Here is a 20,625-nt window from a genome sequence, read left to right as displayed (position 1 = left end):
GATACGCCGCCGGGCGGTTCGGCGCCGCTGCGTCCGCTTGCCGAACGAATGGAGGCGAGGTCCAGCACACCCGGCAGGTGGTGGACCCCATCCGCTCCCGGGCACGTCCTAACGACCCTGGAGGGCCTTGACGTTGTCGCCGAACGTCCAGCCCTTCGAGCCGTCCCAGTTCGCCGACCAGGTCATCAGGCCCTTGAGCGCCCCGCCGTAGTGGTTCCACGCCTGGGCCACGGCCGAGGGCGCCATGTGGCCGCCGCCCGCGCCCGGCTGTGCGGGGAGCCCGGGGACCTGCTTGTCGTACGGGACCCTGATCGTGGTCCCCTGGATCACCAGGCCCCGGTTCAGGCAGTCGGTCTGCGCGACGAACCCGGCGACGGTGCCGGCGGAGTAGGAGTCGCCCGCGCAGCCGTACATGCTGCCGTTGTAGTACTGCATGTTGAGCCACCACAGGCGCCCGTTGTCCGCGTACTTCTTGATGATCGGCAGGTACGCGCCCCAGATCGACCCGTAGACCACGCTGCCGCCGGTGACGTACGCCGTCTCCGGTGCCATCGTCAGGCCGAAACCGGCGGGCATGCGGGCGAGGACGCCGTCGATGATGCGGATCAGGTTGGCCTGGGACGTGGACAGGGTCCCCATGGAGCCGCTGCCGACCAGGCCGGTCTCGATGTCGATGTCGATCCCGTCGAAGTTGTACTTCTTCAGGAGGGGCACGACGGTGTCGACGAAGCGGTCGGCGACGGCGCGGGAGTTCAGGTCGATGCCGGCCGTGGCTCCGCCGATCGACATCAGGAGGGTCGCCCCGGCCGCCTTGGCGCGGCACATCTCGGCGGGGGTGGCGACGCGGACGGTGCTGTCCATGCCGTCCTCCCACAGCACCGTTCCGTCCGAACGGATCACGGGGAAGGCGGCGTTGAGGACGTTGTAGCCGTGGGCGGCGAAGCGCGGGTCGTCGATGGGGGCCCAGCCGAAGGGCGGGTGGACGCCGTTGGACGCGCCGTCCCAGTTCTCCCAGTACCCCTGCAACACCTTTCCGGCGGGCTTCGGTTTGAGGGCGCAGGTGTCCGGGTCGGCGGCGGATGTGGTGGGGGCGGCGGGGAGGGACGGGGCCGTCCGTACGGCCTTCGCGCCCTCGGCGGCGGCGGGCGCGGTGAGGGCGGTGGCCGCGAGCAGGGCGCCGAGTCCCGCTCCGAGGACACGGGTGATCCGATGGCCTGGCATGCGTGCTCCTTGGGACGTGGGGGGTGGAGTCCTGGGCATGGCGCGCGCTCTCCCGACCGTAGGTTGGTCCAGACCATTCGTCAACCGACCCGACCGACAAGCGAGTTGACCCACCGGTACGGGCGCGGCCGGGTGCGCCCGCCCGGAAGCGCCCCCGAGCACCGTCGCGCCGTCCGTGTTCACCCGCACGGATGAGCGCCCGCCGGTTCCGGCTCCGCCTGCGCCCTTCGGGAGCGGGAGCGTCGGAGAGTGGTCGGACGATCCGCCGGGCTCTTCCGAGCAGGGAACCAAGGACAGGGAACCAGATGGGCCGTCACCCGATCCTCCGATGTCGTCACGTCCTCGCCGTCGTGCTGCTCGTCGCCGCGGCGGCGGTCCTGCCCGGCGCGCCGCCCCGGTGGGGCGACCGCGCCGCCGCCGCGCCGCCCGTCTTCGACACGGCGCCCGCGCGGGCGGGTCTGGAGCGGCTGCTCGCCACCCGGGCCCGGCAGTTCACCCTGGTCTCCGTCGAGCGGCCGGACGCGGGCGACTACTTCACGCTCTCCGGGAAGGCGGGCCGGATCGAGATCCGGGGCACCTCCCCGGCCACGCTGCTCGCCGGGGCGGGCTGGTACCTGGAGCGGGTCGCCGGGGTCGACGTCGGATGGCCCGGCGACAGCCTCGGGCGGCTGCCCGCCACGCTCCCGGGAGTCACCGGGACCCTCACCCGGTCGGCGAACGTGCCCCACCGCTACGCCCTGAACGACACGGACGAGGGCTACTCGGGCGCGTACCGGGACTTCGACGCGTACCGCCGCGACATCGACCTGATGGCGCTGCACGGCGTGAACGAGGTGTTCGTCCCGACCGGCACCGACCACGTGTACCACCGGGCCCTCCAGGAGTTCGGCTACAGCGCCGCCGAGCTGCGGAACTGGCTCCCCGGCCCCGCCCACCAGCCCTGGTGGATGCTGCAGAACATGTCCGGCTTCGCCGGGCCGGTGTCCGAGCGGCTGGTCGAGGCCCGCGCGGCGCTGGGCGCCCGGATCGCGGACCACCTGCGCTCCCTCGGGATGACCCCCGTCCTCCCGGGCTTCTTCGGCACGGTGCCGCCGGGGTTCGCCGCGCGGAACCCGGGTGCGGTCACCGTCCCGCAGGGCAGGTGGGTGGGGTTCGACCGGCCCGACTGGCTGGACCCGACCGGCCCGGTCTTCGACCGGCTGGCCGCCGTCTTCTACCGCGTCCAGCGGGAGCGGTTCGGCGACAGCGGCATGTACAAGATGGACCTGCTGCACGAGGGCGGCACCCCGGGCCCGGTCGACGTCGCCTCGGCCGCCCGGGCCGTCCAGCGGGCCCTGGACACCGCGCACCCCGGCGCCACCTGGGCCATGCTCGGCTGGCAGCGCAACCCGACCGCCGCGTTCCTGAGCGGGGTGGACCGCAGCCGGGTGCTGATCCTCGACGGACTCTCCGACCGCTACGACGGCCTCGACCGCGAGACGGAGTGGGGCGGCACGCCCTACGCCTTCGGCTCCATCGCCAACTTCGGCGGCCACACCAGCCTGGGCGCCAACACCGGCGCCTGGGTGAGCCGCTTCCACGCGTGGCTGGCCGAGCCCGGTTCCGCGCTGCGCGGGATCGCCTACCTGCCGGAGGGCACCGGCGGCAACCCCGCCGGATTCGACCTGTTCACCGAACTCGCCTGGCAGCCGGGCCGGATCGACCAGCGGGCCTGGTTCGCCGACTACGCGGCCCGCCGCTACGGCGGCGCCGACCCGCACGCCGCCGCCGCCTGGGAGCAGCTGCGGCTCGGCCCGTACAGCATGGCCCCGGGGACGTGGAGCGAGCCGCAGGACAGCCTCTTCGCCGCGCGCCCGAGCCTGACGGCGAACACGGCGGCGCGCTGGAGCCCGACCGCCCTGCGGTACGACGCCGCCACGGTGGAGCGGGCCCTGTCGGAACTGCTCCGGGTCGCTCCCGGCCTGCGGACCACGGACGCGTACCGCTACGACCTCGTGGACGTGGCGCGCCAGGCGCTCACCAACCGCGGCCGTGTGCTGCTGCCGCGCGTCAGGGCCGCGTACGAGGCCAAGGACCTGGGACGCTTCCGGGCGCTGGTGCGGGAGTGGAACGCCGACATGGAACTGCTCGGGCGGCTCGTCGGCTCCGACCGGCGGTTCCTGCTCGGCCCGTGGCTGGAGGACGCCCGCTCCTGGGGCGCCGACCCCGCCGAGCGCGACCGCCTGGAGTACGACGCCCGCTCGATCCTGACTACGTGGGGCGGCCGGGTCCCGAGCGAGACGGGCGGGCTGCGCGACTACGCGAACCGGGAGTGGGACGGACTCGTCCGGGAGGTCTACGCGCCGCGCTGGGCCGCCTACTTCGCGACCCTCGACGACGCCCTGGTGACCGGCGGGGCCCCGGCCGCCGTCGACTGGTTCGCGCGGGACGACGCCTGGGCCCGCGACCACCGGCCCCACCCGACCGTTCCGGCCGGTGACCCCCACGCCCTGGCGGAGGAGGTGCGGGCGGCCCTGGAGGCGGCGGCCTGACGGTTTCCCGGCACACGGGAGCCGGCGCGCGGGCGTCCCGTCGTAGGCTTCGCTCCACACGGAGACGCGGGGGGGGCGGGGCGCATGGCGGACGGAACGGGAACGACCCGGAGGTGGGACTCGGTCCTCGATTCGGTCGTGGTGTACGCGCGGGGCGCGCTCTGCCGCCGCCTGGCCCGGGGCCGGGTGCCGCGGGACGGCCGGGTACGGGTGACGGGCCTGCCGCGCACGCTGGACCCGGGCTCGCTGCGGGCCCGGGTCCTGGACACCGCCGGGGTCCGGGTCACCGGGGCCCGGGTGGAGGTCGAGGCCGCGCCGCACGACGGTTCCGCCCCCGACGCGCTGCGGCGCGAGGTGGAGCGGTTGCGCGACGCGTACGCGGCGGCCGGGGCGCGCCGGGACCGGCAGCGGGGCCTGATCGAGGAGGTGCGGGGGCTGCGCCCCGTGCCGCCGCCCCGCAAGCGCGACGACCCGCACCGCCGGACCCCGGTCGACGCCTGGCTCGGACTCGCCGACTTCGTGGACGAGCGGCTGACCGGACTGCACGCGCGCCTCGCCGAGCTGGAGGAGGAGGTCCTCCGCGTCGAGCACGAGCTCGGCGTCGCCTCGGACCGTCTCGACCGGGCCTCCACCGACGCCCCTCCGGCCCACGTCGAGACCGGCGTCCACGCCGTCCTCTCCCTGACCGGGGCCGCCGAAGAGGAGGTCGAGGTGGAGGTGGAGTACGGCGTGCCGGGCGCCGTCTGGGTACCGGCCTACCGCCTCTCCCACCGCACGGGGGAGGACAGCGGCAGGCTGCTGCTGCGCGCCTCGGTCGCCCAGCGCACCGGCGAGGACTGGAACGGGGTGCGCGTCGCCCTGGCCACGGCGGACCTGGGGCGCCGCACCGATCTGCCCAGGCTGCGCTCCGTCCGGATCGGGCGCCGCCAGGAGGCCCCCGCACCGTCCGGCTGGCGCGAGCCCCCGGCGGGTCTCGCCGGCCTCTTCGCCGGGTACGAGGCGGCCGGGCCCCGTCCCGTCGGCGGTTTCGGCGGGGCGGTGGGCGGTTCCGGGGAGGCCGTGGGAGGCTTCGCGGCCGTGCCCGTCGCGGCCGCCCCCGTTCCGCCACCGCCGCCACCGCCGCCCCCGGCGCCCGCGCCGCCGGGCTTCGCCGGGCCGGCGCCCGCCACCGGTCTGCCGCCGGCCCCCGGCGGCGCGTACGGCTTCGCCGCCGGGGCCCGGGACGCGGCGCCGGACCCCGTGTCCCCGGCCGTCCCGCGACGCGCGGGCAAGAGGTCCGGCGGGGACGGCGCGGCGGCGCCCCCGGCGGTTCCGTCCCCGGCCGGTCCGCCCCGGCCGAGCGGTGCCGAACTCGACTACGCCTCCCTGGTGCTGTGCGGCCCCGACGAGCCGGAACCGCGCCGGGGCCGGCTGTTCCCCGCCTCCTCCCCCGACGCGGTGGCGGCCGAGTACCGACGCCGTGCCGAAGGGGTGGCCGCGCTGCCGCTGCCCGAACACGCCGTGCGTCCTCGCGAGTCGGCGGGTTCGTTCGACCACCGCTTCGACGCCGCCGCCCGCGCCGACGTCCCCTCGGACGGCACCTGGCACACCGTCACCGTCGGCGAGATCGCGGTCGGCCTGCGCACGGAGTACCTCTGCGTGCCGTCCGTGGAGCAGACCGTGTACGCGACGCTCGTGGTCTCCAACGCCACCGACCGGGCCCTGCTGGCCGGTCCGGTGGAGGTCACCGTCGACGACGCGTTCCTGCTGACGGCCGCGCTCCCCACGCTCGCCCCCGGCGGTGTCCGGCGGCTGGGCCTGGGGGCGGCCGAGGCCCTTCGCGTGACGCGCCGCGTACACCTCCTCGAATCGACGGCGGGACTGCGCAACAACGTCACCGTGCTCGACCACCGCGTCCACGTGGAACTGGCCAACCGCCTGGCGGCGCCCGCCACCGTCGAGGTCCACGAGCGGGTTCCGGTCACCTCAGAGCCGGACGTGCGGATCGAGGAACGGGCCGACTGGTCCGTGCCGGAGGACGGCACGGACCCGGGGGAACACGCCGAGGGAACCCGCGTCTGGCGGGTCGTCCTCCCCGCCGGCGGCACCGCCGTCCTCGAAGGCGGCTACGAGATCCGCGTCCCGGCCGGCAAGTCCCTGGCCGACGGCAACCGCAGGAGCTGACCACCATGTCCACGCACCCCCGGCCGATCCCCCTGCCCGTCACCGCCGTCACCTGCCTGGAGGACCGCGCCCACGTCGAGCGCACCGCCGTCCTCGACCTGGCGGCCGGCGTCCAGCGGCTGCGTCTCGGCCCGGTCGGCGCGCTCGCCGTCGACCGCACCCTCCACGCCGAGCTGGTGTCCGACCGCCCGGCCACCGTGCTCGACGTACGGATCGTCCGCACCTGGACGCCGCGCGGTCCCGCCCCCTCCCCCGACGACTCCGGCCTGCGCCGGCACGTGCGCGCCCTGGAGGAGGAGCGGCGCGCGGTGGAGCAGCGGCGGGACCGTCTGCGGACCCGTCTGGACCTGCTCGGCCGGCTCGCCGCCGACCTGCTGCGGGAGATCTCCGAGGGCGCCGGCTCCGGGGAGAGCGAGGAGGAGCGCTGGGCCCGTGAGCTGGACCGCGTGGACGCCGAGCGCGACGCGCACGCCGAGCGGCTCCGTGCCGCCGAGGCGCGGCTGTCCGCCCTCGCCGACGAGACCGGCGAGGCGTGGCGGGCCCTGCACGCCGCCGAGGAGGAGCCCGCCGAGCTGGCCGGTCACGTGGAGCTGACCGTGGAGGCCGGGGCCGCCGGGCCCGCGCGGCTGCGTCTGAGCCACCTCACGCCGTGCGCGCTGTGGCGGCCCGCCTACCGGGCCGTGCTCGACGGGGACTCCCTGACCCTGGAGACCGGGGCCGTGGTCTGGCAGCGCACCGGCGAGGACTGGTCGGACGTGCGGCTGACGCTGTCGACGGCCCGCTCGGCCCTGGCCACCGATCCGCCGCGCCTGGTCGAGGACCGGCTGACGCTCAGGGACCGGACGGCCGCCGAGCGCCGCACGCTCGACGTCGAGGTGCGCGAGGAGGAGACCGGCGACCTCGGCCCGGCGCCGGTGACCGGCCTGCCGGGCGTGGACGACGGTGGCGAGGTCCGCGTCCTGCACGCTCCCGCGACGGTCTCCGTGCCCGGCGACGGCCGCGCCCACCACGTGCCGCTCTCCTCCTTCACGACGGGCGCGAGCAGTGAGTACGCCTGCTCCCCCGAACTGTCGCCGCTGGTCACCCAGGTGGTGCGGTTCGACAACGCGGCCGGGCACGCGCTGCTCGCCGGGCCGGTGGACCTGGTGCGCGGCGGCGGTTTCACCGGACGCGGCACGCTGGACTTCACCGCGCCCGGGGCCCCGGCGGAGCTGGCCTTCGGCAGCCGTGACGACCTGCGGGTCGTGCGGCACGCCGAGGAGTCCCGCGACACCGCCGGCCTCTCGCAGCGGACCGTGGTCACCCGCACGGTCCGGCTGCGCCTGTCCCGGTTCTCCGCCCCGGGCGAGGACGGCGACCGGGTGGTCGTCCTGCGGGAGCGGCTTCCCGTCTCCGAGGTCTCGGCGGTGGAGGTGCGTCTGCGCGAGGAGTCCTGCTCCCCGGTGCCGGACGCGGTGGACGCCGAGGGCATCGCCCGCTGGAACGTCCCCGTGCCGCCCGGCGGCCGCCGCACGGTCACCCTCGTGTACGAGCTGTCGGCGGCCTCCAGGGCCACGGGGATCTGAGGGCGGGACGGGCGGGGAGGGCGCGGGGCCGGGGGGCTTTCCCGTACGCCCTCCCGGCGTCACGGACGGTCGCCCCGGGTGACCCTTCGTGGCCGTGGACATCCTTGCGCGAACCGGTTCCGCATGCCTGATGCACACGGGCCGCTTCCGGTGCAGACTGTGCGGCAGATGGCGTCACATCCTGTCGGGAGGCCGGAAGAGTGAACGGCGACAGCGACGGACGGCGCCTGACCGGCCGCGCCCCGAACGGAGGCGGGCCGTCGGCGCACCGCCCGGCCGGCGCGAGGGCGCGCTTCCGCAGGAGCAGGGGTCTGCTGCCCCCGGACCGGTTCACCACCCGCGGTCAGCTGGCGTGGCTGAATTCCGCCACCTCCAGAATCGGTACGACGCTGGACCTGGAGCGCACCGCGCAGGAGCTGGCCGAGTTCACCGTGCCCCGGTTCGCCGACGGCGCCGCCGTCGACGTCCTGGAGAGCGTGCTGCGCGGCGAGGAGGGCGCGCGGTGGACGGGAGAGGGCATCCCGGCCCTGCGGGCCACGGCCCTGTGCGCCATCGAGGAGCTGTCCTCCCTGGAGCCGACCCCGGTGGGCGAGACCTTCGTCCGGTCCGAGGAGCAGCACGAGACGCTGCTCCACCGGTACTGCCTCCGGCAGGGCAAGCCGGTCCTGCTGAGCCGGATGCGGGACGACGACTTCGCCCGGGTCGCGCCGACGGAGAGCGCGGCGGCGCAGATGCGCGCCGCCGGCGTGCACAGCTATCTGGCCGTGCCCCTGATCGCACGCGGCCTGCTGCTCGGGAGCGCCGACTTCGTGCGCGGCCCCGGGACACCGCCGTTCTCCCCCACCGACCTGGCCCTGGCGGAACAGCTCGCCTCCAAGGCGGCCGTCTTCATCGACAACGCCCGGCTGTACGGGCGCGAGCGCGAGCACGTGGTCTCGTTGCAGCGCAGCCTGCTGCCGCGCGCGACCCCGGTGACGCCGGGCCTGCGGGTGCGCTCCGAGTACGCGCCCTCGGCGGCCGGCCACGGGGTGGGCGGGGACTGGTACGACGTGGTGGCGCTGCCCGGGGGGCGCACGGCCCTGGTGGTGGGCGACGTGATGGGGCACGGGCTGCCCGCCGCCGCCACGATGGGCCGGCTGCGGGCGGTCGCCCGCACCCTGATGACCCTGGACATGGCTCCGGAACGGGTCCTGGCACGGCTCGACCTGGCCACCCGCGACCTGGAGGACGAGCAGGTCGCCACGTGTCTGTGCGCGGTCTACGACCCGGCGGACTCCAGTTACACGCTGGCCAGCGCCGGTCACCTGCCGCCCCTGCTCCTGGACGGGAGGGGGGCCGCCGACTTCGTGGACGTGCCGGCCGGCGCGCCCCTGGGCGCGGGGGTGATCCCGTACGACCCGCTGCGGCTGAAGATCCCGGACGGCGGTCGTCTGGTGATGTACACGGACGGGTTGATCAAGACCCGGACCGAGGACCTGGACGTCCAGCTGGCGCGGCTCCGGTCGGCCGCGCTCGGACTCACCCCCGAGTCGCTCGAAGCGGGGGGCCTGCTGGACCGCGCCCCGGCCGGCGCCACGCGGTTCGACGAGGCCGTGCTCCTCGTCACGACGGACTCCCCGTCCCCGGGCGTCGATCTGCGGGTGTGGGAGCTGCCGAAGGACGGGCGGGCGGCCTCGGTGGCGCGGGGCCTGGTCACCGGCCAGCTCGCCGAGTGGGAGCTGGCGGAGCTCGCGGACGTCTGCGAACTGGTCGTCTCCGAACTCGTGGGCAACGCGCTGCGTTACGGCAACGGCCCCGGCGAGCTGCGGCTCTGGCGGGGCGAGCGTCTGGTCGTGGAGGTCTCGGACACGGGACCCGACCTGCCACAGATCCAGCACGCGGACCTCAGCGACGAGGGCGGCCGGGGGCTCCAGCTCATCAACATGCTCTGTCGCCGCTGGGGTTCCTGCCGCACCGACACCGGCAAGGTGGTCTGGGCGGAGCAGAACATGCCGGGCGGCCAGGAGGCGTGACGGGGCGGGCACGGCACCGGCGCGGTGCCGCGCACCCGGCGGAACCGGCCGCCCCGCCGTCGCCGCCGTCGGGGTCCGGCCGTGGCCGGCGCGGCCGTCACCTGGACCGGGACTCCGCCGGCCTGCGGACCGGCACCGAGGGGCACGGCGGGTCGGCGTGGCACAGGAGCAGGCAGGTGTCGTCGTCCCCGGGGCTGTCGCGCAGGAGGTCGGCAAGGAGTTTCTCGGCGTCCTGCTCGACGGTGTCGCCGGCCTGCGGGGCGAGGCCGGCCAGTGCGGCGGCGAGCCGCCGGATGCCCGGATCGACGCCCCGGGCACGGCGTTCGACGAGCCCGTCGGTGTAGAGCAGCAGGCTGGAGCCGGGGGCGAGGGTGAGGTGGTGGTCGCGGACGGTCTGGTCGACGGGCAGGCCGAGGAGGAAACCTCCTCGGTCGTGGAGGACGTGGACGGTGCCGTCGGGGGTGCGCAGGAGCGGGGGCAGGTGACCGGCGGTCGCCCAGACGACCTCGGGGCTCGCCGGGCGGAGCTGGGCAACCAGGGCGGTGGCGGAGAGACCGGGCTGCAGGCTGCGCATGAGGTCGTGCAGGAGGGTCAGCAGGACGCCCGGGGAGTGGCCCTGGAGGGCGTAGGCGCGCAGGGCGTGGCGGAGTTGGCTCATCAGGACGGCCGCGTCCAGTCCGTGGCCGGTGACGTCGCCGATGACCGTGGTCAGGGTGCCGTCGGGGTGGAGGAAGGCGTCGTACCAGTCGCCGCCGACGTTCATGCCCTTGCCGGCGGGCAGATAGCGTGCCGCCATGCGCAGGCCGGGGACCGCGGGCAGGTCGGTGAGCATGGCGCGTTGCAGGATCTCCGCGGTGTCGCGTTCGTGTTCGTAGCGCTGGGCGTTGTCCAGCGCGGTGGCGGCACGACGGGCCAGTTCGGTGAGCATCACGACGTCGTCGGGGGTGAACCGGTCCGCGGGGGGCGTCAGGACCAGCACGCCCAGTGTGGTCCGGCCCGTGGTCAGGGGGAGGGAGAGCAGGGGAGGACCGGTCACGGTGCCGGGGGCGGCTCCGGGGCGGCCGGTTCCGGCGCGGTGGTGGACCCGTCCGGTGCGGGCGGTGAGGACGGCGGGGTGGTCGGCCGGCAGCTCCGCGCCGTCCGGGGTGTCCCCGGACGGCGCGATGAGCTTCTGCCGGTTGTCGAGGAGCCGGATGTGGGCGGTGGCGGCGTACTCGGGGACGAGCATCCCGGCCAGGTCGCGCAGGACCCTTTCGTGGTCCAGGGTGCGGGTGAGCGTGGCGCTGGCGGCGGAGAGGAACGACAGCCGCTTGCGGGCGGTCTCCGCCTGCTCGCGCGCGGCCTGTTCGGCGGTCAGCAGTTCGGTCTGGGCCCGGTGGGCGGCGTCGAGTTCGGCGTGCAGGGCGAGTACGCCCTGGTTGGTGGATTCCAGCTCGCCGCGGTGCCAGTCCAGCAGTTCCACCAGGGTGCGGACGTCGCCGTCGCCGTCCGCGAGCGCGCGGACGAGCCGGGAGCAGGGCTCCTCGCCGCCGTCCCGGGACGCGGCCGGGGCGGCCGGGGCGGCCGGGGCGGCCGGGGCGCGCGCGGGCCGGGAAAGGGTCGGCTCCGTGTGCACGTCGTTTCCGTCGTTTCCGTCGCTCCCGTCGCTTCCGTCGTTCCCGTCGCCGGGGGTGTGCAGGACGGCGTGGACGGCGGGGGCCCCGGTGGCGGGGTCGGGGTGGACCTCGACCCGCAGACGGGCCGTGGTGCCTTCGTCGAGCGCCGTCCCGATCTTTCCGAAGAGGTCCGTGACCAGACGGACGCGTGCTTCGGCGGGGACCGCGGAGGCGAGGGCGAGGACGTCCTGACGCGCTCGCAGGGCGTCGGCCGGCGTTCTGATCGTCAGGTTGATCTGCGGCGCGTTCATCACGCTCCTCGCGGGGGTGGGGAGAGGGCTGCGGCGGTGGGCACGACGGACGTGGTGTCGCCGGGGGCGGGACCGGGCGCGCCGGGCACCGTCCGGAAGCGCGGCGGTTCCGTCCGCCGCGCGACCCGCTCCCGGCGGCCGGCCGGGAACGCGGTCGCGCTCCCGGCCAGCCGTGTGCGGCGTCTGAACCGCCATGCCCGCTCGCTTTCTTCCCGGGTCTTCGAGCATCCGGGCACCGACAGGGACCGGCGGATGAGGAACGACCAGCGATAGTTGCCGCACGACAACAATAGGCGAGTCCCGCGCGATCGGCACGGCCCGCCCGGCACGGCCCCGGCTCCGGACGCCCGGCGCGTACGGGGTCCGGAGCGGGGCAGGAGGATCACGGGGCCGGTCACCGCGCACGTCCCCGGAAGGGACGGGAGGAGGTCACCGTGGAAGGAGAAGCGGGCACCCCGGGCCTCCGGACCGCCGGGGCGGCCGCCACAGCGGCGGCGGGAGGGCGGGAGGAGACGAAGACGCGGCGGGAGTCCGCGGGCCTCACCCGCCGGGCGCCGGGCCCGCCGGACCGCCCCGGTCCGTCAGGCGGCGGCTCCGGTCCGCCCGCCGCCGCGCGGCGTCGACGGCCATCGGCACGGAGGGGCCTTCCGGCCCGCGGAGGCATTCCCCTCCCCCGCGCGGCGCCCCGGGGACTCCCGCCGCGAAACACCCCTCACCCACAGTTGCCCCGGACCAATACTTGCCATTTGACAAGTATCCGCCGGAGGCAGGAATCTGTCGCAGCAGCATGAGCCGGAGAGCCGGCCTCGGGAAGGTGGAATCGTGAACCCATCGGCGCAGCCGCCGGCCTCAGGCCGACCCCGACGCGACGGCTTCCGGCTCGCCGCGTCCGGACGCGGCGTCGCCGGTGACGGCCCGGATCCCGACCAGGCCCCGCGCCAGCATGGCCCGCTCCGTGGCGCTCATCCTGCCCAGCAGTTCTCCCAGGACCTCCTCGCGCCGGGCCCGAAGCGCTTCGAGGTAGCTCGCGCCCCGGCGTGACAGGCGCAGTTCCAGTTCCCGGCGGTCCGAAGAACTGTGGTTGCGTTCGATGAATCCCACCGCGTGCAGCCGGTCGCACATCCGGCTGACCGACGGCGGCATGGAGTCGAGCTTCTCGGCCAGGGTGCGCAGGTTCACCACTCCCTCGCGCTCGAGGACGTACAGCACACGCACCTGGGACGACGACACCGGCGCAGTCGAGACCCTCTCTCCCTGGGACCACAAGACCTCGACCAGCTCCAGGACCTCGCGCGCCATACTGGCGACGTATGCCCCCGCGCCGTCCTGCCGCAGCGCTTCCTCCGGTCGCCGAGACATGAGAGAAGCTCCCTTTCGCATGCGTTCCACAACTAGGCGGTAACCGAACGATGGACAGATTCACCGTGGTCGAGCGCGCCCTGCGCTCCACCACTCCCGACGCTCTCCTCCAGGCCCTGGAGGAAGCGCTGGCCGCACAGTACGGCGCCGCGGACGTCACCCTGCTCATGGCCGACTACGCGATGACCATACTGCAACCGGTCTCCGCCCTCCCCTACACGATGGAACCCGTTCCCGTCCACACGAGCGCCCCCGGCAAGGCGTTCAACTGGCAGCGGCCCCACACCGAGGCCCCCGGGAAGGACGGCTCCGTCGTCGCGCACCTGCCGGTGAGCGTACGCGGCGACCGCATCGGGGTCCTGAGCCTGCGCCTGGCCGCCTGGGACGAGGACTCGGACACCGCGCGGGAGCTGACGGAGATCGCCGAGGTCCTGGGCCACGAGATCATCGTCGGCGAGCGCGACACCGACCTCTACCTCCAGGCCCGGCGGGCCACCCGCCTCACCCTCGCCGCCGAGATGCAGTGGCAGCTCCTTCCCGGGCGCTCCTGCACCCGGCCCGAGTACGAGATCGGCGCGCAGCTCGAACCCGCCTACGCGATCTACGGGGACAACTTCGACTGGTCGACGTCGGCCGACGCCCTCACCCTGACCGTGACCAACGGAATGGGCGAGGGCATCGAGGCGGCCCTGCTGACCAGCCTCGCGGTCAACGCCCTGCGCAACGCCCGGCGGGCCGGCCTGTCCCTGGTCGACCAGGCGTACCTCGCCGACCAGGCCGTCTACGGGCAGCACCGGGGGGCGCAGCACCTGTCGGTCCTCCTGCTCCGCTTCGACCTGGCCACCGGGGCCACGGAGATCGTGGACGCCGGCTCACCGAAGATGTGGCGCGTACGGCGGGGAAGGGCCGAACAGATCGAGCTGAACGCCCAGCTCCCCCTCGGCATGTTCGAGGACACCTCCTACACAGCCGAGCACTTCCGGACCGAACCGGGAGACCGCCTCGTCTTCGTCAGCGACGGCGTCTACAACGTCGCCTCGCCGGCCGGCGAACGGTACAGCGACCGGGCTCTGGCCCGGGCGCTGACCAGCACCCAGCTCCTGCCCGCCGCCCAGGTCCCCCGGGCCGTCCTGCAGGAACTGGCCGGTCACCGCGGTGTGATCGACCCCGAGGACGACGCCATGGTGGTCTGCCTCGACTGGCACGGACGGCCCGGCGCCTGAGGAGCCGCCCCCGGCGCGGCCTCACGCGCCGCCCGCCGGAGGGGCGGCCGGGCTCCGGGACGGAAACCGGATGCGGGCGCCGCACGGCCGCCCTAGGCTGCGCACGCCGGGGCGCCGCGCCGGCCGTCGAGGGACAGGAGACTCACCGAGCCATGACCAGTCAGCTTTCCGCGATCTGCTTCCACACGCCCCGGCCGTCCGGCCTGGCACGGTTCTGGGCGGGGGTCCTGGGCTGGGACCCGCTCGGGGGTGCGGACGGCGACGTCGCGATCCGGCCTCCCGGGGCCGCCGGGTTCCACATCCGTTTCCTGCCGTGCCGGGAGCCGAGGAGCGGGCGGAACCGGGTGCACTTCGACCTGACGAGCACCTCACCCGAGGACCAGCGGCGAACGGTGGCCAGGGCGCTGGAACTGGGCGGCAGCCACCTCGACGTGGGGCAGCGTCCCGAAGAGGGCCACGTCGTCCTCGCCGACCCGGACGGCAACGAGTTCTGCGTCATCGGGCCGGGCAACGCGTTCCTCGCCGGTACCGGCACCATCGGGGCCCTGGCCTGCGACGGCACGCGGGAGGTCGGTCTCTTCTGGAGCGAGGCGCTGCGGTGGCCGCTGGTCTGGGACCAGGACCAGGAGACCGCGATCCAGGCACCGGACGGCGGCACGAAGATCACCTGGGGCGGCCCTCCGGTGGCGCCGAAGACGGGCACGAACAGGTTGTCCTTCGAACTGGCGCTCCCGGTCGGCGCCGACCGGGACGCGGAGACCGACCGTCTGGTCTCGCTCGGCGCGACCCGCGTCGGCACGGACGGGGACGACGGCGGTCCGGTACCGATGCTCGACCCCGACGGCAACGAGTTCTCCGTGCGCGGGCCCCGGTAGCGGGCACGTCGCCGGGCGAGCCGTGCCGCAAGGGCGTCCGCCACCGCCCCGCCACCCGCGCGCCCCCCTCCGTCCCCCAGAAGTTAACGAAAATCGCCACGCACTGTGCCCTTTTAAACCTTGACTGGCGCAAGTTCAACCAACAGTGTTCCTAACTGATCAAGAACACATCTATAGTGCCGTCGTTACGACTCCCTTCCCCGTGTGCCCGTTCCTGAGAGTCTGGTTGATGTCGGCGCCGTCCACCCCCTTCCGTCCCGCCCTGCTCGCCTCGTCGTTGACAGCCGCCGCAGGTGGTGCGCTCGCCGCGGCGGCGACCGCCGCGGCACCGGCCGAGGTCCGTCCCGCGCTGGGCTGGTTCGCCGTCTGCGGCGTCCTGTTGCTCGCCGCCTCGGCCTTCGCCGTCACCTGGTACGGACGCACCTCGCGTGCGCTCGGCAGACGGGTCGACGCCCTCACCGCCGAACTGGCCTCCCGGGACGCGTACATCGCCCGGTACGCGGCCTCCGCCGAGCGGGAGGCCGCGGCCCTGAGGGAGCGGTACGCCGCGGAGGCCGCCGCCGCCGAGGCGGCCCGCACGGCGCGGGCCGAGGAGCTCGTCCGCGCCCACGCGGCGGAGACGGCCGAGCTGAAGCGGGCGCGAGCCGCCGACCTGGCGCGCCTCGAAGAGCGGCTGCGCCGTGCCGAGTCCGGCCGGTCCGCCGCCATGGCCGCCGCCGCCAACGCGGCCGGCCGCATGCAGGCCCTGGCCACGAGCATGCTGGCCGACCTGCGGGACATGGAGCACCGGCACGCCGACGAGGACGTCCTGACCGACCTCCTCCACCTCGACCACCGCACCGCCCAGGCGGGCCGGCTGGCGGACTCCATCGCCGTGCTGACCGGGGCGCGTTCCGGCCGCCGCTGGGCCCGCCCGATCGGCATGGAGTCGATCCTGCGCGGCGCCATGGGCCGGATCAGCGGCTACCAGCGGGTGCGGCTGCACTCCAGCAGCGAAGCGGCCGTCGCCGGCCACGCCGCCGAGGGCGTCATGCACGCCCTGGCCGAACTCATGGACAACGCCGCCAACTTCTCCCCGCCCACCGCCGAGGTGCACGTCTACGTGGAGGAGGTCCCCGCCGGCGTCATCATCGCGGTGGAGGACAGCGGCCTGGTGATGAGCGACGTCCAACTGCGCCGTGCCGAGGCCGCCGTGAGCGCGGAGACGCAGGACCTGGCCGGACTCTCCGGCACCCGGCTCGGTCTGGCCGTCGTCGGCCGGCTGGCGCGCAAGCACGGTCTGACCGTGTCGTTCCGCCCGTCGGCGCGCGGAGGCACCGGCGCCCTCCTCATGCTGCCGCAGGACCTGATCAGCCACACGGCCCCGGCCTCGCCGGCCGCGCCCGCCGCCACAGCCGTACCGGCCGCCCCCGGCCGCGCTCCCGCCCTGCCCGGACCGGACCGGGTGCCCGCCGGAGCGCGGGTTCCCGAACCGGAGGCCGTGCACGAGCCCGACGCGGCGTCCGGCACCGGCGCCGAGGGCACCGGCGAGCACCCGCAGTTCGGCGAGAGCGGTCTCCCGCGCCGCCGTCGCGGCCGGGCCCTGGCCGCCGCCCACCCGGAGGGCCCCGACGCCGCCGCGAAGCCCCGCCCGGCGGGTCCGCGCAGCGGCGCGGCGGCCGGGGCGGCGACCCGCTTCGGCAGCTTCCGCCGGGCGGTCCGCTCCGCCCAGCCGGACGCCGGGACCGAAGCCGACCAGACCCCGGCGGGCGGTCCCCCGGCCGCCCCGTCCGACCGGGACGGCCGGACGTCCACCCCCAGGACGTCGTCGCCGTCCTCGAACTCCCCGCACCCGGAAGGCACCCCGTAATGACCGGCACCACCACCGACGAGAAGCTCAGCTGGCTCCTGGAGGGCCTGCTGGAACGCACCCCGGGCACCCGGCACGCCCTGGTGCTCTCCCGCGACGGCCTCAAGCTCTGCCGTACCCCCGAGCTCTCCGTCGACCAGGCCGACCAGCTCGCCGCGATCGCCGCCGGCATCCAGAGCCTGTCGCACGGTGCCTCCGTGGAGTTCGGCGACGGCACGGGCGGCGTCCGTTCCGCGATGGCCGAGTTCTACGGCGGCATCCTGTTCATCGTGGAGGCCGGCGAGGGCGCCCACCTCGCCCTGGTCGCCGACGAGGACGCCGACGCCGGGCTCATCGGCCACAACATGTCCGAACTGGTCGAGCAGCTCGGCGAGCACCTGGTCGCGAGGCCCCGGGGATGAGCCGTTCCAGGCCGGGCAGGGACGATTCCCCGGACCGGCTCTACACCCTGACCGGCGGCCGCAGCCGCGCCGGGTCCGACGCCTTCGACCTGGTGACCCTCGTGGTCGCCGAGAGCGATCCGTCCCCCGGCATGCAGTCCGAGCACGCCGCGATCCTGCGCCTGTGCCGTTTCCCCACCGCCGTGGTGGAGGTGGCGGCCGGTCTCGGTCTGCCCGTGTCGATCACGCGGATCCTGCTGGCCGACCTCCACGACACCGGCCGTATCAGCGCACGGCACCCGCGTGCGTCGTACAGCCTTCCCGATCACGACATCCTGGAGCAGGTGCTCGTTGGACTCCGTAATCTCTGAACAGCGCCAGACCCTGCACAGCACCGCCGACAACGGACTGAAGATCGTCGTCGTCGGCGGTTTCGGCGTGGGCAAGACCACTCTGGTGCGCTCGGTCAGCGAGATCCGTCCGCTGAACACCGAGGAGACCATGACCCAGGCGGGCGAGGGCGTCGACGACACCGTCGGCGTCGCCGCGAAGACGGCCACCACCGTGGCCTTCGACTTCGGCAGGATCTCGCTGGACGCCCACAACATCCTCTACCTGTTCGGGGCGCCCGGCCAGGAGCGGTTCTGGTTCCTGTGGGACCGGCTGTTCTCCGGGACGCTCGGCGCGGTCGTCCTCGTCGACACGCGCCGGCTCGCCGACTCCTGGTACGCGATCGACCGCCTGGAGCACCACGGCACGCCGTTCGTCGTCGCCTGCAACGACTTCGGCGGACCCGCCCACACCACCGAGCAGATCCGCGAGGCCCTCGACCTCGCCGCCGAGGTGCCGCTGGTCTTCTGTGACGCCCGGTCGCGCGAGTCCAGCAAGCAGGTCCTGATCTCGCTCGTCGAACACCTGCAGTCCGTCCTCGTCCAGGACCCGATCTCGCAGCCGATACCGGAGCCCGCCCCGTGACCTGCCCCGTGTCCCGTCCCGTTCCGCTGAGCGGGCCCCGGTTCCAGACCGAACCCACCGAGCTGTACCGGCAGATGCGCCGTGACCACGGGGCGGTCGCCCCCGTCGTCCTGGACGGGGACGTGCCCGCCTGGCTGGTCCTCGGCTACCGCGAGCTGCACCAGGTCACCAGCGACCCGGTGCTCTTCTCCCGCGACTCCGACCTGTGGAACCAGTGGGAGCACATCCCGGCGGACTGGCCCCTGCTGCCCATGATCGGCCGCAAGCAGCCGTCCATCCTCTACACCGTCGGCGAGCGGCACCGCGAGCGCGCGAACGTCATCTCCGGGGCCCTGGAGGCGATCGACCCGTTCGTCCTGAGGCAGCGGGCCGAGCGGTTCGCCGACGAGCTCATCGACGCGCTGTGCGGCAAGGGTTCGTGCGACATCATCGCCGAGTACGCGATGCTGCTGCCGGTCCGGGTCCTCGCCAGCGTCTACGGCTTCGCCGACGAGCAGGGTCCCGGGCTCGTCAAGGCCCTGAACGACATGATCAACGGCCAGGAGGGCGCCCTGGAGGGCCAGCGCCATCTGGGCGAGTCCATGTTCGCCCTGCTCACCGCCAAGTCGGAGACGCCGGGCGACGACGTGGCCTCGCGGATGGTCGCCAACACCTCCGGCTTCACACTGGAGGAGGTCGGTCAGGACCTCATGGTGATGCTGGCGGCCGGCCACCAGCCCACCGCCGACTGGATCGGCAACTCGCTGCGCCTGATGCTCACCGACGACCGGTTCGCGGCCTCCCTGTCCGGCGGCCGGCACAGCGTCGGCGAGGCGATGAACGAGGTGCTGTGGGAGGACACCCCCACCCAGAACGTCGCCGGGCGGTGGGCCTCGCGCGACACGCACCTCGGCGGACGCCGGATCGGCCGCGGCGACCTGCTGCTGCTCGGTCTGGCCGCCGCCAACTCCGACCCGCACGTACGGACCGACTCCGGCGCGCTCACCGGCGGCAACAACGCCTACCTCTCCTTCGGGCACGGCGAGCACCGCTGCCCCTTCCCGGCGCAGGAAGTCGCCGAGACCATCGCCCGTACGGGCATCGAGGTGCTCCTCGACCGGTTGCCGGACGTGGACCTGGCGGTGGCTCCGGAGGCGCTCACCCGCCGCCCCTCCCCCTGGCTGCGCGGCCTCACCGCGCTTCCCGTGACCTACACCCCGACCCCCGCACTTGGAGCCCTCGGATGAGCTGCCCGTACGACCACACCGCCGCCTCCGGCACCGACGTCATCGAGCTGGACCCGTTCGTGACCGACCTCGACGGCGAGAGCGCCCGGCTGCGCGCCGCCGGTCCGCTGGTCCGCGTCGTCCTGCCGGGCGGGGTGCCCTGCTGGGCGGTCACCCGTCACGCGGAGGCCCGGAAGCTGCTCACCGACGCGCGGCTGGTCAAGGACATCGGGGTCTGGGGGGCCTGGCAGCGCGGTGAGATCCCCCTGGACTGGCCGCTGATCGGCCTGGCCAACCCGGGCAGGTCGATGCTGACCGTGGACGGCGAGGAGCACCGGCGGCTGCGCACCCTGGTCGCGCAGGCGCTGACCGCGCGCCGGGTGGAGCGGCTGCGCGCCGGCATCGAGGCCCTGACCACGGAGATGCTGGACCGGCTCGCCGAGCGTCCGGCGGGCGCGGTCGTGGACCTGAAGGCGGAGTTCGCGTACCCGCTGCCGATGAACGTGGTCTGCGAGCTGATGGGCGTCGAAAGGGCCGACCAGCCGCGGATGAAGGAGCTGTTCGACAAGTTCTTCTCGACGCAGACCCCGCCCGAGGAGGTGCCGCGGATGATGGCGGACCTGGGCGCCCTGTTCGCGGGAATCGTGGCGGCCAAGAAGGAGGCGCCAGGCGACGACCTCACCAGCGCGCTGATCGAGGCGTCGGAGAACGGCGACCGGCTCACCACGGAGGAGATCACCAACACCCTCCAGCTGATGGTGGCCGCCGGCCACGAGACGACCATCAGCCTGATCGTGAACGCCGTGGTCGCCCTGGAGACCCACCCCGAGCAGCGCGCCCTCGTGCTCGGGGGCGAGGTGCCGTGGGAGAACGTGATCGAGGAGACCCTGCGCTGGTCGACGCCCACCTCGCACGTCCTGTTCCGGTTCGCCACCGAGGACATCGAGGTCGGCGACAAGGTCCTGCCCGAGGGCGAGGGGCTGATCGTGTCGTTCGGCGCGATCGGCCGGGACGAGGAGCAGTTCGGCCCGACGGCGGGCGACTTCGACGTGACCCGCACGCCGAACCGTCACATCTCCTTCGGCCACGGACCGCACGTCTGCCCGGGTGCGGCGCTGTCCCGCCTGGAGGCGTCGGTGGCGCTGCCCGCGCTGTACGCACGCTTCCCGGAGCTGCGCCTCGCCGTGCCGCGCGAGGAGCTGCGCAACAAGCCGGTCGTCACCCAGAACGACCTCTTCGACCTGCCGGTCGTCCTGGCCTGACGGTCGGCCTGGCTTGGCGATCGGCCTGGCCTGACGGTCGTCCGCGCCGACGGACATCCGTACGAGGCTGTACGGTGGGCGCATGCGTCTTTCGTCCTG

15 protein-coding genes are annotated in these 20,625 nt (G+C 74.5%); 12 read left to right on the top strand and 3 right to left on the bottom strand.

What is annotated here, in order from left to right:
* Positions 1-108: 108 nt before the first annotated feature.
* Positions 109-1,221 (bottom strand): chitinase, encoded by a 1,113-nt coding sequence (locus ACZ6AQ_RS25920; protein WP_468762791.1) that lies wholly within the window; start codon positions 1,219-1,221, stop codon positions 109-111.
* Positions 1,222-1,526: 305 nt separating this feature from the next.
* Here ACZ6AQ_RS25920 and ACZ6AQ_RS25915 point away from each other — a divergent pair, with 305 nt between their 5' ends.
* The 4 genes from ACZ6AQ_RS25915 (at position 1,527) to ACZ6AQ_RS25900 (ending at position 9,492) form a co-directional block, all read left to right on the top strand.
* Entirely contained in the window at positions 1,527-3,752 is a 2,226-nt protein-coding gene (locus tag ACZ6AQ_RS25915) for an alpha-N-acetylglucosaminidase (RefSeq protein ID WP_468762789.1), read from the top strand.
* Between the two features lie 84 nt (positions 3,753-3,836).
* Entirely contained in the window at positions 3,837-5,915 is a 2,079-nt protein-coding gene (locus ACZ6AQ_RS25910) for a DUF4139 domain-containing protein (protein WP_468762787.1), read from the top strand.
* 5 nt (positions 5,916-5,920) lie between these two features.
* Positions 5,921-7,480: a mucoidy inhibitor MuiA family protein gene (locus ACZ6AQ_RS25905; RefSeq protein ID WP_468762785.1), complete on the top strand. Its 1,560-nt coding sequence runs from the start codon at positions 5,921-5,923 to the stop codon at positions 7,478-7,480.
* A gap of 200 nt (positions 7,481-7,680) precedes the next feature.
* Complete coding sequence (locus tag ACZ6AQ_RS25900) at positions 7,681-9,492, top strand: ATP-binding SpoIIE family protein phosphatase (protein ID WP_468762784.1); 1,812 nt, start codon at positions 7,681-7,683, stop codon at positions 9,490-9,492.
* A gap of 97 nt (positions 9,493-9,589) precedes the next feature.
* Here the strand turns inward: ACZ6AQ_RS25900 and ACZ6AQ_RS25895 are convergent, their stop codons facing one another.
* Complete coding sequence (locus ACZ6AQ_RS25895) at positions 9,590-11,398, bottom strand: PP2C family protein-serine/threonine phosphatase (RefSeq protein WP_468762782.1); 1,809 nt, start codon at positions 11,396-11,398, stop codon at positions 9,590-9,592.
* An 849-nt stretch (positions 11,399-12,247) separates the two neighbouring features.
* Positions 12,248-12,757, bottom strand: a complete 510-nt coding sequence (locus ACZ6AQ_RS25890; protein WP_468762780.1) for a MarR family transcriptional regulator — start codon at positions 12,755-12,757, stop codon at positions 12,248-12,250.
* 50 nt (positions 12,758-12,807) lie between these two features.
* On the opposite strand from ACZ6AQ_RS25890, the gene ACZ6AQ_RS25885 reads away from it, so the two are divergent.
* From ACZ6AQ_RS25885 to ACZ6AQ_RS25850, 8 genes are all read left to right on the top strand, one after another.
* Positions 12,808-13,980 (top strand): PP2C family protein-serine/threonine phosphatase, encoded by a 1,173-nt coding sequence (locus ACZ6AQ_RS25885; protein ID WP_468762778.1) that lies wholly within the window; start codon positions 12,808-12,810, stop codon positions 13,978-13,980.
* A gap of 152 nt (positions 13,981-14,132) precedes the next feature.
* Positions 14,133-14,855, top strand: a complete 723-nt coding sequence (locus tag ACZ6AQ_RS25880; protein ID WP_468762776.1) for a VOC family protein — start codon at positions 14,133-14,135, stop codon at positions 14,853-14,855.
* Positions 14,856-15,084: 229 nt separating this feature from the next.
* A complete protein-coding gene (locus ACZ6AQ_RS25875) occupies positions 15,085-16,704 on the top strand; it encodes a sensor histidine kinase (RefSeq protein ID WP_468762774.1) in 1,620 nt (539 codons plus the stop codon).
* Positions 16,704-17,105 carry a roadblock/LC7 domain-containing protein gene (locus ACZ6AQ_RS25870; protein ID WP_388695349.1) on the top strand — a complete coding sequence of 134 codons (402 nt, stop codon included), beginning with the start codon at positions 16,704-16,706 and terminating at the stop codon, positions 17,103-17,105. The genes ACZ6AQ_RS25875 and ACZ6AQ_RS25870 overlap by 1 nt, the downstream gene beginning before the upstream one ends.
* Positions 17,102-17,455: a DUF742 domain-containing protein gene (locus ACZ6AQ_RS25865; RefSeq protein WP_388695347.1), complete on the top strand. Its 354-nt coding sequence runs from the start codon at positions 17,102-17,104 to the stop codon at positions 17,453-17,455. Before ACZ6AQ_RS25870 ends, ACZ6AQ_RS25865 begins: the two co-directional genes overlap by 4 nt.
* Complete coding sequence (locus ACZ6AQ_RS25860) at positions 17,436-18,059, top strand: GTP-binding protein (RefSeq protein WP_468762772.1); 624 nt, start codon at positions 17,436-17,438, stop codon at positions 18,057-18,059. Before ACZ6AQ_RS25865 ends, ACZ6AQ_RS25860 begins: the two co-directional genes overlap by 20 nt.
* Positions 18,056-19,285: a cytochrome P450 gene (locus ACZ6AQ_RS25855; RefSeq protein ID WP_388695342.1), complete on the top strand. Its 1,230-nt coding sequence runs from the start codon at positions 18,056-18,058 to the stop codon at positions 19,283-19,285. The genes ACZ6AQ_RS25860 and ACZ6AQ_RS25855 overlap by 4 nt, the downstream gene beginning before the upstream one ends.
* Entirely contained in the window at positions 19,282-20,526 is a 1,245-nt protein-coding gene (locus ACZ6AQ_RS25850) for a cytochrome P450 family protein (protein ID WP_468762770.1), read from the top strand. The genes ACZ6AQ_RS25855 and ACZ6AQ_RS25850 overlap by 4 nt, the downstream gene beginning before the upstream one ends.
* Positions 20,527-20,625 lie beyond the last annotated feature (99 nt).

Source organism: Streptomyces sp. NPDC041191, assembly GCF_055591945.1.
The sequence above is the reverse complement of the archived record's forward strand: the minus strand, read 5'-3'. Positions and strand labels throughout refer to the sequence as shown.